This window comes from Streptomyces zaomyceticus, from assembly GCF_014656215.1.
Taxonomy (GTDB): domain Bacteria; phylum Actinomycetota; class Actinomycetes; order Streptomycetales; family Streptomycetaceae; genus Streptomyces; species Streptomyces zaomyceticus.
In genome coordinates this window covers 80,743-98,330 of record NZ_BNBZ01000012.1, presented here as the reverse complement: position 1 = coordinate 98,330, position 17,588 = coordinate 80,743, and the positions used below count along the sequence as shown (strand labels likewise).

Here is a 17,588-nt window from a genome sequence, read left to right as displayed (position 1 = left end):
GGAGGAGCCGAACAGGATCCGGAAGTGACCCCTAGGACACCAGCCCCTGTCCTTCCAGCTCCGTCAGCCGTACGGTGCACAGCCCGCCGCGCTCGGCTTTCACCTCCGTCACCTGCAGCTGCGTGCCCGGCGTGAGGATGTACTCCTCCTCACCGGTGAACGCGGAGAACCTCCGGATCCCCACCGCCCGCGCCGGTGTCACCTCGAACAACGTCCGCTTGCCCCGGCTGCCGAGGAACGCCCGGGCCACGCTCAACTCCGAGGTGCACGACGACACACCCCACCACGCCACCGTCCGCCCCACCGGATACTGGGAGCGCAGGTCCAGGGCCACACCGCGCCACAGCGGACGCGTCTGCGCGGGCAGCGTCTCCACCGCGGAGAACAGCAACCGCAGGTACGGCAGATACGGCGTCAGCCGCTCCCGGTCCGGAGAACGCAGCACGGCGTTGATCTCCCGGTAGAACGCCGACTCGCACGTGTACAGGTACAGCGCCGCGATCGCGTCGGCGGACAGCCCGTCCCCGCACAGCCCCTTCCCGGACAGCGCACCCGCGGCCTCCGCCTCCGCGACCCTCGACTCACCGAACAGACTGGACCGCTCGATGTGCCGGTCCAGACGGGCGAGCACCTGGGACACCGGCTCGACGGCCTTGCGGAACCCCATCAGCGGTGTGTCGAACACGCCGGTGATGGGCGGAAGGACGAGCCCCTCGTCCTTGACGCTCGTGAGCCGCTCCAGATACAGCTGGTGCAGCTCCATCGTCGAAGCGATGAAGGCGCCCATCCGCTCCGCGACCCCACCGCCCGCCGCCCCGCCGGCACCCGCCTGCTGGTCCCAGCCCTTCCGCGGCAGCCAGTCGACCGGCTCGGCCCCCACCGCCGCCAGGGCGTCGTTCACCTGGGCGAAGTGGTCACCCTCGCAGAAGACATCACCCTGCGCCGCCGGATTCACATGGTCCAGGTGCCGGACCTCCACCCCCGGATACTTCTTCTCCAGCCGCTGGACGACCCGCTTCAGGCTGCGGGCGTGCGCGCCCCACCAGGCGAACACCACACCCCGGTCCTCCTCGTCGGCGTCCTGCTTCGCCCGGAGGATCTCCTCGACGATCTGCTCGACCACGGGCCGCCAGAACGAGGTGTGCCGGTCGGTCGGCAGCGCTCCGTCGGCGCTCGCCGTGAGGGACGCGTTCAGCAGCAGGACACCCTGGGTGAGCATCGCCTGGAACCACTCCGGCGGCTGAACCGTGTCCTCCTTCTTCAGCAGGGCCCGGACGTCGGCGATCGGCGTCTTCTTGACGATGCCGTACTTCCACATCGCGGCCGCCTTGATGATGCAGCGCATGCTGACCACCCGGCCGAACTGGCTGTCCTTCCAGTCGTTGAAGGTGTTGTCGAACATCGCGATGCCGGTCGCGCTCTCCGCCCGCGGGTACGGGTTCTGCCCGAAGGCCACCACCTTCCACTTCTTCGGCGGGTGGGGCTTCAGCGCCTGGAACGTCAGCTCGCGCACCGGAACGACCTCCGGACTGCGCTTCGGTCCGATGAAGTCGCCGGCGGCCGGCTGTGCCTCGATCAGCGGACCCAGCAACGGGAGCCACGGCTCACCACCCCCGCCGAACAGCTCGGCCAGTCCCAGGGGATCCCCGGAGGAGGAACCCGCCTGCGCCTCGGCCCCCTTCGCGGGGGCGCCGGAGGAAGCCACCTCGGACACCCCGGGAGCGACGGACACCTCGGGAACATCGGAAGCCCCAGTCACCCCAGTCACCCCGGGAACGACAATCCGTACCCGCTCGGCGGTCCCGGCTCCCTCGATGTCGTGGAGCTGCCCCAGCACGGCCGCCCTCAACTGGTCGTAGTCCGCGAACCCGTGGTCGTGGAACAGGGTGTAGCCCGTCCACATGAGATTGGCGCACACCCCCGCCGGCACCCGCCCCGTCCGCGCGCCCATCCCCACGAGCGCCACGGACCGGATGCTGCCGGGCTTCTCCCGGTTCTGCAGATGCACCGCCTGGAACGCCGCGGCGCACGCCAGCGCCACGTTCATGGTCTCGCTGACGTTCTGCGAGGACTGCCGCATCGTCGGCGTCGAGATCAGATAGCGCGGCACGGCCGCCCCCGACGGGACGCACACCGCGCTGCCCACCGGCAGACTGCCGCCGAACCGGGCCCGGATCTCCCGCTGCACCCGTACCTGGACCCCGGCACCGAGGTGCCGCTTGACGACGGCGTCGACCCCTCCGTCCATCCGGCCCCGCGCGTTGGTCGGGGAGACCCACGCGTCGACGTCCACGTCGAGAAGGGAACCCTGCCGGATCTCGACCTCGGGCGTGTCCGCGAAGGCGGACCGCCAGGCCTTCACCACCTCGTCGTTGACATCGACCAGAACGACCCTCAACGCACGCTCGACACCCACGCGTTTACCCCTCTCGCACACTCTCTCGAACACTCCCGAAGCTATCGCTCGCCACTGACAACGCCCCCGGGCCGAAAGGCCGTCAGCCGTCCCTCGATCCGGCGGTTTGGCCGAACTACGTGTAGACGAAATAGATGCCTGAGGCATGTAGTGAGAAGTGGCGCCGACAAACCGGAACCGACGCCGGAACCGCCGAACCGCAGCCCGAGAGGTCCTCATGACCACCGAAGCCGTGGCCTTCCCTCAGAACCGCACCTGCCCCTACCACCCGCCGGCCGCCTACGACTCCCTCCGCGACGAGCGCCCGTTGTCACGGGTGACCCTGTGGGACGGGCGGGAGGTGTGGCTCGTCACCGGCCACCGAACCGCCCGTACCCTGCTCGCCGACCAGCGGCTGTCCACCGACTCCACCCGGGACGACTTTCCGCTCCCGACCGAGCGGGCCGCGTCCGTGCGCAGAAGGCGACGGGCCGCGCTGCTCGGCTGGGACGACCCCGAGCACAACACCCAGCGCCGGATGCTGATCCCGAGCTTCTCGCTGAAGCGCACGGACGGCATGCGACCACGCATCCAGGCGACGGTGGACCGGCTGCTCGACGACATGGAGGCGGCCGGACCGCAGGCGGAGCTGGTGAGCGCCTTCGCGCTGCCCGTGCCGTCGATCGTCATCTGCGATCTCCTCGGCGTGCCGTACGAGGACCACGAGTTCTTCGAGGAACAGTCCCGCCGGCTGCTGCGCGGCCCGACGGCCGCCGACACGGAGGACGCCCTGGCCCGGCTGGAGGGATATCTCGGCGATCTCCTGGACGGCAAACAGGCCAAGGCGGGCGAGGGCGTCCTCGACGACCTGGTGGCCCGTCAGAAGCTGGAGGGCCGGCCCGGCAGGGACGAGCTGGTGGAACTGGCGACCATCCTGCTCGTCGCCGGGCACGAGACCACGGCGAACATGATCTCGCTGGGCACGTACGCGCTGCTGAGCCACCCCGAGCGGCTCGCGGAGCTCCGCGCCTCCCCGGAGCTGCTTCCCACGGCGGTGGAGGAGTTGCTGCGGTTCCTGTCGATCGCGGACGGAATGCTGCGGGTCGCACGTGAGGACGTCGAGGTCGACGGCGAGGTGATCCGGGCGGGCGACGGAGTGGTGTTCTCGACGTCTTTGATCAATCGCGACGGTTCCGCGTACGCGGATCCGGACACCCTCGACTGGGCGCGCCCGGCCCGGCACCACGTGGGCTTCGGCTTCGGCATCCACCAGTGCCTCGGGCAGAACCTGGCCCGCGCGGAACTGGAGATCGCCCTCGGAACACTCCTGCGCCGACTGCCCGGCCTGCGCCTCGCGGTTCCGGCGGAGGACATCCCCTTCAAGCCTGGCGACACCATCCAGGGCCTGCTGGAGCTACCCGTCACCTGGTGAGGGCCGGTCGGTCCGACCGTGATGAGAGACCAGCCGACGAAAGGAAGGACCCAGCCGGTGCGCATCTCCCTCGACACGGACGTATGTATCGGAGCCGGGCAGTGTGCGCTGCTCTCCCCGGACGTCTTCACCCAGGACGACGACGGCTTCGGTACGGTCGTCCCGGGGCACCCGGACGAACCGGAGGGCCCCCTCGTACGTGAGGCGGCCCGGGCCTGCCCGGTAGGGGCGATCACGCTCGCAGAAGCGTAGAGGACCCCGGCACGCCCCCGGCCCCGTCCCCGGCCCTCTCCCCTTCCCCCTCCCCCTCCCGCTCCCGCTCCCGCTCGGCGATGTCACATTCACGGCCCCCTGTCCGTCCCATGGGCATGGACAACACCGAGAACGTGCTGCTGGCCGGGGCGAGCGGGGTCTTCGGGCGCCATGTCGCCGAGGAGCTCAGGACCGCGGGACACCGCGTCCTGAGCCTGGGGCGAGGCCCGGGCAATGACGTCGTGGCCGACCTCATGGACCGCGACGCGCTGCTGCGCGCCGTGGACGGGCTGAAGATCGACACGGTGGTGCACGCGGCGACCGCGCTGCGGGCCGCCCCGATGAAGCACCGGGACATGGTCGCCACCGACGCCCTCCGGGTCGGGGGCACCGCCCATCTGGTCGAGGCGGCACGGGCGGTGGGTGCCCGCCGCATGATCGCCGAGTCGATGGTCTTCGGCTACGGCTACCGGGACTTCGGAGACCGGCCGCTCACGGAGGACGACGTCTTCGGACCGGCCGGACTCGACCGGCACTCCCAGGCGCATGTCGACGCGATGCGGACCAAGGAGCGGCTGATGCTCGGTACGGAAGGGATCGAGGGGATCGCGCTGCGCTTCGGGCTGTTCTACGGGCCCGGCGGCACGGAGGCACTGGTGGAACTGCTGAAGCGGCGCAAGCTGCCGGCGGTGGCCGACCGGGGCCGGGTGCTGCCCTGGGTCGAACTGCGGGACGCCGCGAGGGCGGTGGCCCGGGCGGTCGAGGGCGGGCGGCCCGGCGAGGCGTACAACATCGTGGACGACACCCCGATGGGCTTCGGCGCCCACGTCCGGGCGACGGCAGCGGCTTTCGACACCCCGCGCCCCCTGACGCTTCCGGCCTCGCTGACCCGGCCGATGTCGTACGCGTACAAGATGTTCACGACCAGCATGCGTGTGAGCAACGCGAAGGCCCGGGCCGAGCTGGGCTGGACTCCGCGCTACGCGGACTGTGCCGCGGGGCTCGCCGCGATGAGCGACTGACGGCCTCGTCCGCCCGGATGCCGCCGGGCCGTGGGTGGTGGCAGGATGCCTCGTCATGGCAGCGAGGGAGGGCAGTGACGAGGCGTACGTCGTGGGGCTGTGCGACCGGATTCTCGGGGAGAGCGCTCTGACGCAGCACAGGTTCGACTGGCTGCTGGGGGACGCCGGAGCCGGCGGCCGACGCGTCCGGCTGCCGGTCGACGCCTACTGGCCCGGACATCGGCTGGTGGTCGAGTACCGCGAACTGCAGCATGACCGGCCGATGCCCCACTTCGACAAGCCGGATCGACTCACCGTCAGCGGCGTCCACCGCGGCGAGCAGCGAGCCCTGTACGACGCCCGGCGGGACGAGCAGGTCCCCGCGCACGGGCTGCGCCTGGTCGTCGTCCGCCCCGCCGACCTGGATGCGGACGGTCGCGGACGACTGCGCCGCGACGAAGAGGCCGACCTCGCGGCCCTGCAGGGGATCCTGGCCCCCGAGAGCGACGAGGACCGGGGCACCGACGACGTTCCGTACCCGGCCGGACAACCTCCGGTCTGTCGGCCGGCCGACTGATCGGTACCGGGCACCGCCTCGGTCGCGACTCCACCGCCCCCGTATCCCCCGAAAGCCACCTCCTGCGGGTGGCCGCCTCCTCACCGCAGCCGAACACTTCTTTTCCTGAAGCCGAGTTGGCCTCCGGGGCGGTCGAGGCGAGGTCGGTCGGGGCGCCCGGGACGGCATCCCGAGTGCCTCAGCCCAGTGCGAGAATGCGGGTCCCGGCCGAAGCGTGCGACGCCTCGGAGCCGGGGTCCGGCACCGACGAAGCGGGGGTAGTCGTGGCGTTGGCCATGTGTCCACTGTGCAGCGACGACGAGGACATCGAGGCGGTCCGCCCCCTCGACGGCGGAGGCCGGCTCGTGAAGCACCGGTGCGGATTCGCCTGGGAGCACAGGGACCCCGTGGTCCCCGAGAGGAACCCTCTCCGCTCCTTCGACGAGCTCAAGTCCCGTTTCCCGAAAGCCGAGGACGTCGATCCCGAGCAGCTGGAACGGGTGGCCCGGCTGAAGGAGCGGTACCTCGCCGTCAGACCGGCCCTCGACCCCGATGTGGCTGCCTACTGGGCGAAGTACCAGAAGATCTTCTCCCCGGACGGGCTGTGGACGTGCGACCCCAGAGTCCTCAAGGACTTCGCCAACTCCGAGGTCGGAGCCCACCCCGGCAATCAGGCCACCTTCAACGCCGCGTGGAACGGCATGGGCGACGCCGCGGCCGGAAAGGCGACGCGCGAGACCGTCGAGTACCTCCTGCGCGGGCCCGGGGACGTTCCGCTCGAAGACCGACTCGAGCACCTGCTGTCCGGCGCCAAGCCGTTCGCCATGACCGGTTTCAAGGAGGCCCTCCTCACGCGGGTCCTGTGCGTGATGCACCCCGACCGCTTCCTGACGATCCTGAAGTACACGACCGAGGCCGGCGGCAAGCGTGAGATCGCGCGGATGGTCTACGGCCTGGAGCTGCCGGCTCCGGAGTCGGTGAACCGGACCCTCGGCCGGCTCATCCTGTGGAGCAACAACCTCCTGCTCGACCTCGCCGGCGACGGCTTCGCCAACCGGCAGCACGCCGCCGCGTTCCTGTGGTGGGCCAAGGACCGAATCCGAGAGGGACGGGAGGCCTAGGCCGTCTCTTCCGGATCTTGCCTGGCCCGCGCCGCCCGGCACCGCACCTCGCCGCGTTGTCGGGACACCCGAGTACATCCAGTACACGGGCGCCCCTCCGCCTTGCGATGTACGGCACCGGACGACGCGGGCCTGACCGGCAAGATCCAGAAGAGACGACCTAGGAGGTCCGGCCACGGGTACCGGCGTCCCGGGTCACGGTCCCCCGCCCGCGCCACCGCGCCACGACGATCACCGCTCGACCACTCCCTCCCCCTACAGCCGCGCCAGGTCGGACACCGGTCCTAGGTGGCCGAGCTTGTCGGGGTTGGACACGGAGCGGATCGCCCGGATCACACCGTCGACGATGTCGAGCTCGACGACGTTGACCACCCGGCCCTGGGGGTCGTACGTCACGGCGCCGGGGCGGCTGTTGACCCGGGCCGGACGGAGATCGGCGCCGAGGCTCCGGATCCGGCGGAACCCTCCGACGAGCAGCTGCCCCACACGCTGCGGCTCGGCCACCGGATTCCTGGTCGCACGTGCCTTGCCGCCGCCGTCCCCGTAGTACACGACATCGGGCGCGAGCATGCCGAGCAGTGCGTCCAGGTCGCCGCCCTCGGCCGCCGCGAAGAACATGCGGGCGAGCTCCTCGCCCTCGGCCCGCTCGGCGGGGGTCCGCACGCTGTCCGCGTCCGGCCCGGCCGCGATGATGCGCTTCCTGGCGCGGGCGAAGATCTGGCGGCAGTTCGCCTCGGACTTCCCGGTGGTCCTGGCCACCTCCGGGTAGTCGTACCCGAACACCTCGCGCAGCACGAACACCGCCCGCTCCGTCGGGGAGAGAGCCTCCAGCAGCACGAGGAAGGCCATGGACAGTGAGTCGGCCAGCTCGGCGTGCTCGACCGGACCCGGCCGGTCATCGGTCACGACGACCGGTTCGGGCAGCCAGTTCCCCACATAGGTCTCCCGCCGCACCCGCGCCGAGTTCAGGTGGTTGATCCCCAGCCGTGTGACGGCTGTGGTCAGGTACGCCTTCGGTGCGGCGATCGCGGTACCCGCCAGGTACGCCCGGGTCAGGCCGAGGAACGCGTCCTGTACGAGGTCCTCGGCGTCACCCACCGACCCGGTCATCCCGTAGGCGATGGAGAACATCAGCGGCCGATAGCCGGCCGCGTCCGTCGCATCCGTTGCTCCCGGCATCGGCCCTCCCCCAACTCGCGGACGAGGGTGCCCGGTCCGAGCGCGCCGCCCCGCCTGCCCAACCCGAAATCCACAGGATGCCCAGAGGCTACCGGTGGGATGGTGGCCGACCGTCGGCGGGCCGTCACCGCCCTCCGGGGAGACGCACGTCACATCGACTCCTGTCACAGGCTGCCGGGGTGCCCTGTCTTAAGGGGTGACAGCGAACAGCGGGAGCGAGGAGTGCGCGATGAACGCTCGACCGAACGTCGCGACCGGCCCCGTCGCCGCCATGGCGATGAAGCACACCGTCGCCGCGAGCAGCGCGCTCGCGGAGTCGACCGCGCGCCGACGCCGGACGCGCCGCCCCGGAGACGGCCGAGGAGGGCACCCGCGTCGCCGAGGCGGCCGGCCGGTCCCGGACGCGGCCCGGGCGCACGCGGCCACGTACGACGACGAGCAGGTCGTCCACCGGCCCGCCCGGCACCACTGACCATCGGCCCCACGCTGCCGCCCGACCCCGACTCCCCGAGCCGACCCCACACAAGGACACAGCCATGAACCTCGCCCTGTGGATCATCACCGGACTGCTCGCCGCCGCCTATCTGCTCGGCGGTGGCTTCAAAGTGATCACACCGAAGGAGAAGATCGTCGCCGCGGGCCCCAGTGCCCGCTGGGCCGAGGACTTCAGCGCCGGAAGCATCAAGACCATCGGAGCCCTCGAGGTGCTGGCCTCGGTGGGCCTGGTCCTGCCCGCCGTACTCGACACCGCACCGGTCCTGGTCCCGCTGGCAGCCCTCGGCCTGGCGCTGATGATGACCGGCGCGGCGATCACCCGCATACGGCGTCGGGAGACCGCACTCCTGGTGGTGGACCTGGTCTACCTCGTTCTGGCCGCCTTCGTGGTGTGGGGGCGCCTCGGCCCCGAGTCCTTCACGGGCTGACGGCGGGGCGGGGCGGCCGAGAGCCGAGCAGGACCGGCGGCAAAGCCCCGGTACGGCGACGGCGACAGGGCCGGACCGTGCGTCGCGGTCCGGCCCTGTCGCCGTGCGGTGCCGCCCTGCGGCGGCCTCGCGTCAGCTCTGTGCGGCGGTGTCGTCCGCCTGCGTGGTCTCCTCGGCAGCGCGTGCCTTCTCACGCATCTTGCGCACCAGCTCCGCCTTCTGGTCGGCCGCGTTCTGGCGGTCGCGGTTGCGGTGCGGACCGTTGTTCTGCCGCTCGGCGCGGGACTGCCTCTTGCGCTGGCCGCCACCCTGGCCCACGGGGTTGTTGATGTTCTTGCTGTCGGTCACGGGTTCTCCCGATGGTGAGGTGAAGTGAGCTGCGGATGCGTCGGTGGAGGACGGGCAGCGACGTCGAGGGACGCCGGCGGGGGCCCGTCACGCTCTCACTCGTGGATCGGCGTCTGGAAGAACATGACAAAGACGTTACCCGGTTCCGTCACCCCCGCGCGCCAAGCAGTCCGCCGCCGGATCGACGGTCACGACCGACCCGGAGCAGGCGCGGCGCGTCGCCGACCGGCACCGGAATCGGTGGCGCGGGTCACTGCCGCCCCCGCGCCCGACGCGGTTCGGGCGGCCCGCGTCAGGCGCCGGCCCGGCGCCGGCCCCGTACGCGGCGCGGGTACGGGAAGAGCCGCGGGGAGCGCTTCGCGGCCACGTCCTCGACCCAGCCGAAGGTCAGCACCAGCAGTCCGGTCAGGGGAATCGCCACGAGCAGCGGAAACCACTGGCTCATCAGCAGCCACTGGAGGTGTTCGTAGAAGAAGCCGACGGACCAGAGGGGGTCGATCAGCGGGATGGCGGCCACCAACGCGACCTGGTGCCAGAGGTAGACGCTGACCGCTCGTGAGTTGAGCAGGCTGATCAGACCGTTCCAGCGTTCCAGCGGTCGGGGCCAGTGTTCCCAGGAGGGACTGACGTGGAGCAGGATGGCGACGAAGCCGAAGGACCACAGGGCCTGGGCGATCGGCCAGCTCTCGATGTCGGTGGGCACGGTCGGATCGACCGGTCGGGTCTGCAGGTACCACCAGCCGGCCACCATGATCAGCGGCGCGACGGACGGCACGACGTACTGCGGGATCTTCTTGAGCAGGCCCTCCTGGTGGGCCATGCCGAGGATCCAGCAGGAGCCGAACATGGCGAAGTCGCTGAGGTTCTCCCAGACCCGGCCGTAGAGGAACTCCTGGTCGATGAAGAACGTGTTCAGCACGACTGTCAGCGCGATCGGCGCGGACAGCGTCACCACCGGCATCCGCCGCAGCGCCCACAGCAGCAGCGGTGAGAGCAGGACGTACCAGAGGTACGCGCGGAGGTACCAGAGCGGGACGACGACCTGCACCGCCCAGCCCTGCCCCACGAGATGGTCGAAGCCGTTCAGTGATTCGGCGTACGGCGGAGTGCTCAGCGGCACGAGCCAGAACAGCAGCTTGCCCCACCACCAGTCGGGATGCCCCTCGGCGTCGGGCCCCCAGCCGTCGACGATCTCGAGGGTGAGGATGACCGCTCCGAACAGCCACATCGGCGGCAGCAGTCGGCGCATACGGCCCCGGATGACGCCGAGGGCGGGCCGGCTGAGGGAACGGGCCATCAGCGACCCGGCCAGCGCGAACATCACGCCCATCGACGGGAAGACGACGGGCAGCCAGAACCAGCCGAAGTTGTGGTAGATCACCACACGGACCAGTGCCAGCGCGCGCAGCAGGTCGAGATAGAGGTCTCGGCCGCCCTTGCGCGGGGACGGTGCCGACGGCTCCGCCTCCGGCTGGGACTCCTGTCGCAGAGCGGCGGGGATCCTCAGCCGGACGGTGTCCTGGGTGCCCCCGAACTCGAAGGATGCGGTCATGGTCAGGCCTCCACCGGTGCGGCGACCTCGCCGGTGCGCCGGAGCTTCTGCCAGCGCAGCCGGCCACCGGTCAGCGCCGTGATCGTGGACTGCAGCAGGACGATGTACATCAGCTGCCGATAGACCAGCTGCTGGAGCGGCAGGCTGATCAGATGCAGGGGCTTCTCGCCGTCGAGCCGGAAGGCGTACCAGGACAGCACGGCCTGGAGCAGGATGAAGCCGCCCCAGCTGGCGAGGGTGATCGGGGCGTCCGCGAACAGCACGCCGTACAGCAGGAACATGTCGACCAGCGGCGCGAGCAGCGGGGCGACCACGCCGAACATCACGACGAGCGGCAGCCCGAGCCGGCCGAAGCGTCCGGCCGGACCGCGGGAGGTCACGGCGCGGCGGTGCTTCCACATCGCCTGCATGGAGCCGTAGCTCCAGCGGTACCGCTGGGACCAGAGCTGCTGGAGGCTGGCGGGGGCCTCGGTCCAGGCGCGGGCGCGCTCGGCGTAGACGATCCGCCAGCCGTCGCAGAGCACCGCCATGGTGATGTCGGTGTCCTCGGCGAGGGTGTCGTCGCTCATCCCGCCGACCCGCCGCAGGGCCTCCTTGCGGAAGGCGCCGACCGCGCCGGGGATGGTCGGGATGACGTTGAGCATGTCGTACATCCGGCGGTCCAGGTTGTGGCCGAGGACGTACTCGATGTGCTGCCAGGCGCCGATCAGGCTGTCGCGGTTGCCGACCTTCGCGTTGCCCGCGACCGCGCCGATCCCCCGGTCGCCGAAGGGCTGGACCAGCTCGCGCACGGTGGACGGCTCGAAGACGGTGTCGCCGTCCATCATCACGACGATGTCGTGCGACGCGGCCGCGATACCGGTGTTGAGCGCGGTGGACTTGCCGCCGTTGGCCTGGCGGATCAGCCGGACGAACGGCATGGCCATCGCCTCGACGATCTCCGCCGTGCCGTCCGTGGAGCCGTCGTCGATGACGATGACCTCGATCGGATAGTCACTGGCGGCCAGCGAGTTGAGGGTGTTCGCGATGCACTCGCGTTCGTTGTAGGCCGGGACGAGGACGGTGACCGGCTCGGTGACGGGTGGTCCCCACGCGTCCCGCCGCCGGGAGCGTCGGGCGTGGAGCGGTGCGAGGACGAGCATCAGCGCGAAGCGGCCGAAGTTGAGGAAGCCGACGACGGCCAGCAGCGCGACCAGAACCGGCAGGGTGAGCACGGCGGCCTGGGTGGCCCAGATGAAGCACTTGCCCGCCCAGAGCTGGTAGCCGTGCACCGGCACGGTGGCGTTGGTGGAGCCGAGCGCCTCGGAGATGGTGGCGAAGCGGTACCCCTCGCCCTGCAGCTTCTCGATGATCTGCTCGAGTGCGGCAAGGGTCTCGGCACGGTCGCCACCCGCGTCGTGCAGCAGGATCAGCTCGCCCGCGCCGGGCTTGCGCGGCATCGCCGCCTCGACGATCGCGTCGACGCCGGGGCGCTTCCAGTCGTGGGTGTCCCGGTCGATGAACGCGGTGAGGTAGCCGTGGGAACCCACGTACTTGATCACCGGGTAGTTCCAGTCGTCGAGCGCCGAGGCGTCGGAGGAGTACGGCGGGCGGAACAGCGCGCTGTGGACGCCCGCGACTCCGGCCAGCGCAAGCTGCGTCTGCGCCAGCTCCCAGCTGATCCGGGCTTCCGACTGGTAGACCAGGTCGGGGTGGGTGAAGCTGTGCACGCCGATCTCGTGGCCGCCCGCCACGATCTGCCGGATCAGCTCCGGGTGGCGCGTGGTCATCGCGCCGGTCACGAAGAAGTCCGCGCGGATGTCGTGGGCCGCGAGCACCTCCAGGATCTTCGGGGTCCACTCCGGCGAGGGGCCGTCGTCGAAGCTCAGCACCGCGGTGCGGTCCGGGATCCGATAACTCAGGGGGCGCTCGTTCTTGTCGCCGCGCGCGTCGATGATCGGGCCGCCCTTGAGCAGGTTCTCCGGCACGGTCGTCTTGTCGACCGAGGTCGCGACCCGGGTGTCGTGGAACGCCTCGTTGGTGGCGAGTCCGCGGAGGACGAGGAGCGCGAGCAGGCAGGCCAGCAGGGACAGCGGCATGAAGAAGCGCAGCGGCGGCGCGGCCAGTCGGCGCGGTCTCAGCAGGGACTGCCGGCGACGCTGGTGGCGGGACAAGGACGCTCCTGGAGATGGGTGGTGCGGACGATCAGGCAGGCTCGGCCGGCCCGCAGGCGTCGCACCGGGCGGCACGAAGGTCGCGAGATGTCATGGAATGTCGCCGTGTTCGGTGTGAGGGCCGAACTTTCGAGTGCGGTGTAGCGGACCGCGCCCGCTAGTGCGAGGCGGGAGACAGGGGTCCCCTGGCGGGCAAGTACGCGGGTTTCGGGGGTATCTCCATCGCCGGGGCCTCCGACTGCATACCGACCAGGCTGCTGCCCATGGCGGCCGCCAGGATCGCGCCGACCACGGAGACCGGCCAGCCGAAGCGCCGCAGCAGACGGCTGCGCAGACCCGACTGGTCGACGAACACCGGTGCCGGAGCAGGCTCCTCCTGACGGAATTCAGCCACCCCGGGCTGTGCCGAGTGGACCGATCCGCGCCCGGGGAATGTGGCGACTTGGCGCATGACTTGTGGCCTTTTTGTGCAGGGTGTGGAGATCGCTGAAGCGTAGAGCGGACCGTAGCGCATGACCTGAATCGATTGGTGTGCGTTGTGCGTATTTGGCACAGTCCGATCGGATGTCGTAACCGGATCGGTATGCCAACGGGCACCTCTCGACCCTTGGGTGACCAGGTCGCGAACATGGGGCGGGATGGCTTGAATCCTTCGCTAGGATGACCGCTCGATTCACGCGATCAGCGATCGATCCGCATGCAACGGGCGTGTCCAGCCACCGCCTCTACGCCCCAAGGAGCCTGTGTGAGCCAGCCCCGCCGCACCTCTCGTCGCCGAGCGTGGACCGCGCTCACGCTGCCCGCCCTCCTGTGCGTACTCGCCGCGTGTTCCGCAGACCCCGCGACCGGCGGGGGCACCGACGCCGCCGGGCCCGCGCGGGAGGCCTCGCCGACGCCCACCGGACCGCCGGGAACCCTGTTCGACACCTTCAACTACACCGGTGCCGACGACCCTTCCCTCACCGCGCACGGCTGGGAGATCCGCACCGGCGGGGGCGGCCCGGGGATCAAGGACACCTGGAGCGCCGACGGTGCCGCGTTCCCCTCCGACCCGACGGCCGAGGGGGGCAAGGTCCTACGACTGCGCTCCTCCACCGACGGCACCGAACAGGGCACCACGCAGGCCGAGGTGCAGACCACGAGCCGGAACTTCTTCACGGGAACCTACGCCGCCCGGGTCCACCTCAGCGACAAGCCCACGAGTGGACGCGACGGCGACCACGTCGTCCAGACCTTCTTCCCGATCTCCCCCGCGGACTCCTCGGAGAACTACAGCGAACTCGACTTCGAGTACCTGCCGAACGGCGGCTGGGGTTCGGTGGGTCCGCAGCTCGACAACGTCAGCTGGTACAAGGCCGACCCGCCGGACCGGGTCCACAACACCCTCGAGCGGCGCCTCGGGGGCTGGCACACCATGATGATCACCGCCATGGACGGAAAGGTCACCTACTCCCTGGACGGCAAGGAGCTCTTCACCAGCTCCGGCAAGTACGTCCCGCGCGAGCAGATGGACATCCACTTCAGCAACTGGCTCATCGACCTCCCCTTCACCGGCGGCACGCGCACCTGGGACATGAAGATCGACTGGGTCTACCACAAGGCCGGCGAGGCCGTCTCCCAGGCGGACGTCCAGAAGACGGTGGACGGCTTCGACGCCACCGGCACCGACTACATCAACACCGTCCCGAAGCCCTGACCCGCAGCGGTGGCAACCGTGTGTCGTGGCCCCGACGCACGGTGGCAACCTTGTGTCGTGGCCCGGACGCGTACCGTGAACGCCGGGAGCCCTGGCCACGGAGAGGTGCTACAACTGGGGTTGTGAGCCCGTCTCGTCTCCCGTGCCCGGCGTACCGGTGCGGTCGAACCTAGGCAGAAGATTCGGAAGCGTCGCCGGACAGGTATTCGTCCTTCAGGTGGCGATCGTGGTGCTGCTCGCCGCCGGGGCCCTGCTGGCCCTGGTGCTGCAGTCGCACTACGACATCGACCGTGAAGCGCGCAACCGGTCGGTCTCCGTGGCTCAGACCTTCGCGAACTCCCTGGGCCTGCAGGACGCGCTGAGGTCGCCTGACCCGTCCGCGATCCTGCAGCCGCTCGCCGAGGAGACACGCAAGGACGCAGGCGTGGACTTCATCGTGGTGATGGACACGAACGGCATCCGCTACAGCCACCCCCAGCCCGACCGCATCGGCGAGCGGTTCGTCGGCACGATCGAGCCCTCACTCGCCGGCGAGGTGCACACCGAGAGCGTGGAGGGCCCCCTCGGCAAGGAGATCCAGGCGATCGTCCCGGTCACCTCGCCCGAGGGTGACGTCGTCGCCCTGGTCTCGGCGGGTCTGACGGTGGAGAGCGTGACCGGCATCGCCGACCGTCAGCTCCCGGTCATCCTCCTGGCCATCGCCATCGGTCTGGCTCTGGCCACCGTCGGCACGGCGCTGATCAGCCGAAGACTGCGCCGCCAGACCCACGGGCTCGGCACGCAGGAGATGACCCGCATGTACGAGCACCACGACGCGGTGCTCCACTCCGTCCGCGAAGGGGTGCTGATCACGGACGGCGACGGACGGCTACTCCTGGCGAACGACGAGGCCGGACGGCTGCTCGGCCTGCCGGACGACGCCGAAGGACGCCCCGTCGGCGAGGTCGGCATGGATCGCCGCATGGCGGAGCTGCTGCTGTCCGGCCGGGTGGCCACCGACGAGGTGCTGGAGGCCGGGGACCGGTTGCTCGTGGTCAATCAGCGGCCCACGCTCCCGCAGGGCTCGGCAGTCACCATCCGCGACTCCACCGAGATGCAGCTCCTGAGCAGCCGGGCGGAGACGGCCCGCAAGCGGCTCAAGCTGCTGTACGACGCGGGGGGTGACATCGGCACCACCCTGGACGTGGTCCGCACCGCGCAGGAACTGGCCGATGTCGCCGTTCCCCAGTTCGCGGACTTCGTCACGGTCGACCTGGCCGACCGGGTGTTGAAGGGCGACGAGCCCGGCCCGGGCGCCGACATGCGGCGCACGGCGGTCAGCGGCATCCGCTCCGATCACCCGCTGTATCCGCTCGGCAGCCTGATCGAATTCCTGCCGTCCACACCGCAGGCCCGCGGATACGGCACGGGCACGGCCGAGATCGTGCCCGATCTCCATGACGCGCCGGGCTGGCACGTCCAGGACGCGCCGCGGGCATCGGCGATCGTCGGCTACGGGATCCACTCGCTCATCGCGGCTCCGCTGAAGGCCAGGGGCGTCGTGCTCGGGGTGGTCAACTTCTGGCGGTCCCAGAAGCCGGAACCGTTCGACGAGGACGACCTGTCCCTGGCCGAGGAGCTCGTCGGCCGCGCCGCGGTCACCATGGACAACGCCCGCCGCTACACCCGCGAACACCATCTCGCCGTGACGCTCCAGCGCAGCCTGCTGCCGCGGGATCTGCCCGAGCAGAGCGCGGTGGACGTCGCGCACTTCTATCAGCCCGCCCAGTCCGGAGTGGGCGGGGACTGGTTCGACGTGATCCCGCTGCCGGGCAGCCGCGTCGGGCTCGTCGTCGGAGACGTCGTCGGGCACGGCCTGCACGCCGCGGCCACCATGGGGCGGCTGCGCACGGCGGTGCACAACTTCTCCTCCTTGGATCTGCCGCCCGACGAACTCCTGGCCCGTCTCGACAACCTCGTCCAGCGCATGGACCAGGAAGGCGACAGCACGCCCTCGGACGGCGGTGTCCTGGGCGCGACCTGCCTGTACGCCGTCTACGACCCGGTCTCGCAGAACTGCACCATGGCGCGGGCAGGGCACATGCCACCGCTCGTGGTCGCCCCGGACGGCACGACGACGATCTCGGAACTGCCGGCCGGTCCCCCGCTGGGGCTGGGAGGCATGCCGTTCGAGAGCATGGAACTGCACATGGAAGAAGGCAGTCAGCTCGTCCTGTACACCGACGGGCTGGTCGAGGAGCGGAGCCGGGACATCTCAGAGGGCCTGGAAAGGCTGCGCACGGCGCTGAGCCACCCCGACCGAGACCCGCAAGCCAGCCGCGGCGCCGTACTCGACGCCCTGCTCCCCGTCCGGCCGGCCGACGACATCGCGCTGCTCATCGCCCGGACACGGACTCTGGGCCCCGGCCGGGTCGCGGAGTGGGACGTACCGTTCGACCCGAGCGAGGTCGGCGCCGTGCGCGGCCTCGCTGCCGAGCAACTCGAGGAGTGGGGCCTGGAGGAACTCGCCTTCACCACGGAACTGATCCTCAGCGAGCTCATCACCAATGCCATCAGGTACGCCGCCGCGCCCGTGCGCGTTCGTCTGTTGCGCGATCGCACTCTGACCTGCGAGGTGTGGGACGGCAGCAGTACCGCCCCACATCTGCGGTACGCCGCCACCACGGACGAGGGAGGCCGCGGACTGTTCCTGGTGGCCCAGCTCAGCGAGCACTGGGGCACCCGGTACACACCGGAAGGCAAGGTCATCTGGGCCGAACAGGTCCTGCCCGCCGCCGGCAGTGCCCTCTCCTGAACCGCAGTTGTTCTGCGCCCCGCCGAGCTCGAGGAGCGACTCGTCCGTTGGCCTCTCGATGCATCAACCCATCCGACGCGGAACGCAGAGAAGGCTCTTGCGCATCACGAAGCGCAAGGAGCGGCGATCGACTCATGCATGTGAGGCCGGAGGGATGACCTCAACTTCCCGGTCAGGACCACTACT

General features: G+C 70.4%; 15 protein-coding genes. 9 read left to right on the top strand and 6 right to left on the bottom strand.

The window, feature by feature from the left end; translation table 11 throughout:
• Positions 1-31: 31 nt before the first annotated feature.
• Positions 32-2,416, bottom strand: a complete 2,385-nt coding sequence (locus IE311_RS17780) for an ADP-ribosyltransferase domain-containing protein (protein ID WP_229901986.1) — start codon at positions 2,414-2,416, stop codon at positions 32-34.
• Positions 2,417-2,633: 217 nt separating this feature from the next.
• Between IE311_RS17780 and IE311_RS17770 the strand changes: the two genes are divergently transcribed.
• The 5 genes from IE311_RS17770 (at position 2,634) to IE311_RS17750 (ending at position 6,757) form a co-directional block, all read left to right on the top strand.
• Positions 2,634-3,827 carry a cytochrome P450 gene (locus IE311_RS17770; RefSeq protein ID WP_189832676.1) on the top strand — a complete coding sequence of 398 codons (1,194 nt, stop codon included), beginning with the start codon at positions 2,634-2,636 and terminating at the stop codon, positions 3,825-3,827.
• A gap of 57 nt (positions 3,828-3,884) precedes the next feature.
• Positions 3,885-4,079 (top strand): ferredoxin, encoded by a 195-nt coding sequence (locus tag IE311_RS17765; protein ID WP_189832675.1) that lies wholly within the window; start codon positions 3,885-3,887, stop codon positions 4,077-4,079.
• A 116-nt stretch (positions 4,080-4,195) separates the two neighbouring features.
• On the top strand, positions 4,196-5,101 hold the full coding sequence (locus IE311_RS17760; RefSeq protein WP_229901985.1) for an NAD-dependent epimerase/dehydratase family protein: 906 nt from the start codon (positions 4,196-4,198) through the stop codon (positions 5,099-5,101).
• Between the two features lie 55 nt (positions 5,102-5,156).
• Positions 5,157-5,657, top strand: coding sequence for a hypothetical protein (locus IE311_RS17755; protein ID WP_229901984.1), 501 nt, complete (start codon positions 5,157-5,159; stop codon positions 5,655-5,657).
• A 263-nt stretch (positions 5,658-5,920) separates the two neighbouring features.
• On the top strand, positions 5,921-6,757 hold the full coding sequence (locus tag IE311_RS17750) for a hypothetical protein (RefSeq protein WP_189832673.1): 837 nt from the start codon (positions 5,921-5,923) through the stop codon (positions 6,755-6,757).
• A gap of 255 nt (positions 6,758-7,012) precedes the next feature.
• Here IE311_RS17750 and sigJ read toward each other — a convergent pair whose 3' ends face one another.
• On the bottom strand, positions 7,013-7,936 hold the full coding sequence (sigJ, locus tag IE311_RS17745; RefSeq protein WP_189832672.1) for an RNA polymerase sigma factor SigJ: 924 nt from the start codon (positions 7,934-7,936) through the stop codon (positions 7,013-7,015).
• A 229-nt stretch (positions 7,937-8,165) separates the two neighbouring features.
• Here sigJ and IE311_RS17740 point away from each other — a divergent pair, with 229 nt between their 5' ends.
• The gene (locus IE311_RS17740) at positions 8,166-8,408 is read left to right on the top strand and encodes a hypothetical protein (RefSeq protein WP_189832671.1); all 243 of its coding nucleotides are present in this window, start codon (positions 8,166-8,168) and stop codon (positions 8,406-8,408) included.
• Positions 8,409-8,472: 64 nt separating this feature from the next.
• Positions 8,473-8,859, top strand: coding sequence for a DoxX family protein (locus tag IE311_RS17735; protein ID WP_189832670.1), 387 nt, complete (start codon positions 8,473-8,475; stop codon positions 8,857-8,859).
• A gap of 132 nt (positions 8,860-8,991) precedes the next feature.
• Here IE311_RS17735 and IE311_RS17730 read toward each other — a convergent pair whose 3' ends face one another.
• From IE311_RS17730 to IE311_RS17715, 4 genes are all read right to left on the bottom strand, one after another.
• The gene (locus IE311_RS17730) at positions 8,992-9,207 is read right to left on the bottom strand and encodes a DUF6243 family protein (RefSeq protein WP_189832669.1); all 216 of its coding nucleotides are present in this window, start codon (positions 9,205-9,207) and stop codon (positions 8,992-8,994) included.
• A 292-nt stretch (positions 9,208-9,499) separates the two neighbouring features.
• Entirely contained in the window at positions 9,500-10,759 is a 1,260-nt protein-coding gene (locus IE311_RS17725; protein ID WP_189832668.1) for an acyltransferase family protein, read from the bottom strand.
• Positions 10,760-10,761: 2 nt separating this feature from the next.
• Entirely contained in the window at positions 10,762-12,912 is a 2,151-nt protein-coding gene (locus IE311_RS17720) for a bifunctional polysaccharide deacetylase/glycosyltransferase family 2 protein (protein ID WP_373313890.1), read from the bottom strand.
• A 157-nt stretch (positions 12,913-13,069) separates the two neighbouring features.
• Positions 13,070-13,306, bottom strand: coding sequence for a hypothetical protein (locus tag IE311_RS17715; protein ID WP_189832667.1), 237 nt, complete (start codon positions 13,304-13,306; stop codon positions 13,070-13,072).
• Positions 13,307-13,657: 351 nt separating this feature from the next.
• Here IE311_RS17715 and IE311_RS17710 point away from each other — a divergent pair, with 351 nt between their 5' ends.
• Positions 13,658-14,608 carry a glycoside hydrolase family 16 protein gene (locus IE311_RS17710; protein WP_189832666.1) on the top strand — a complete coding sequence of 317 codons (951 nt, stop codon included), beginning with the start codon at positions 13,658-13,660 and terminating at the stop codon, positions 14,606-14,608.
• Between the two features lie 217 nt (positions 14,609-14,825).
• The gene (locus tag IE311_RS17705) at positions 14,826-17,402 is read left to right on the top strand and encodes a SpoIIE family protein phosphatase/ATP-binding protein (RefSeq protein ID WP_229901983.1); all 2,577 of its coding nucleotides are present in this window, start codon (positions 14,826-14,828) and stop codon (positions 17,400-17,402) included.
• Positions 17,403-17,588 lie beyond the last annotated feature (186 nt).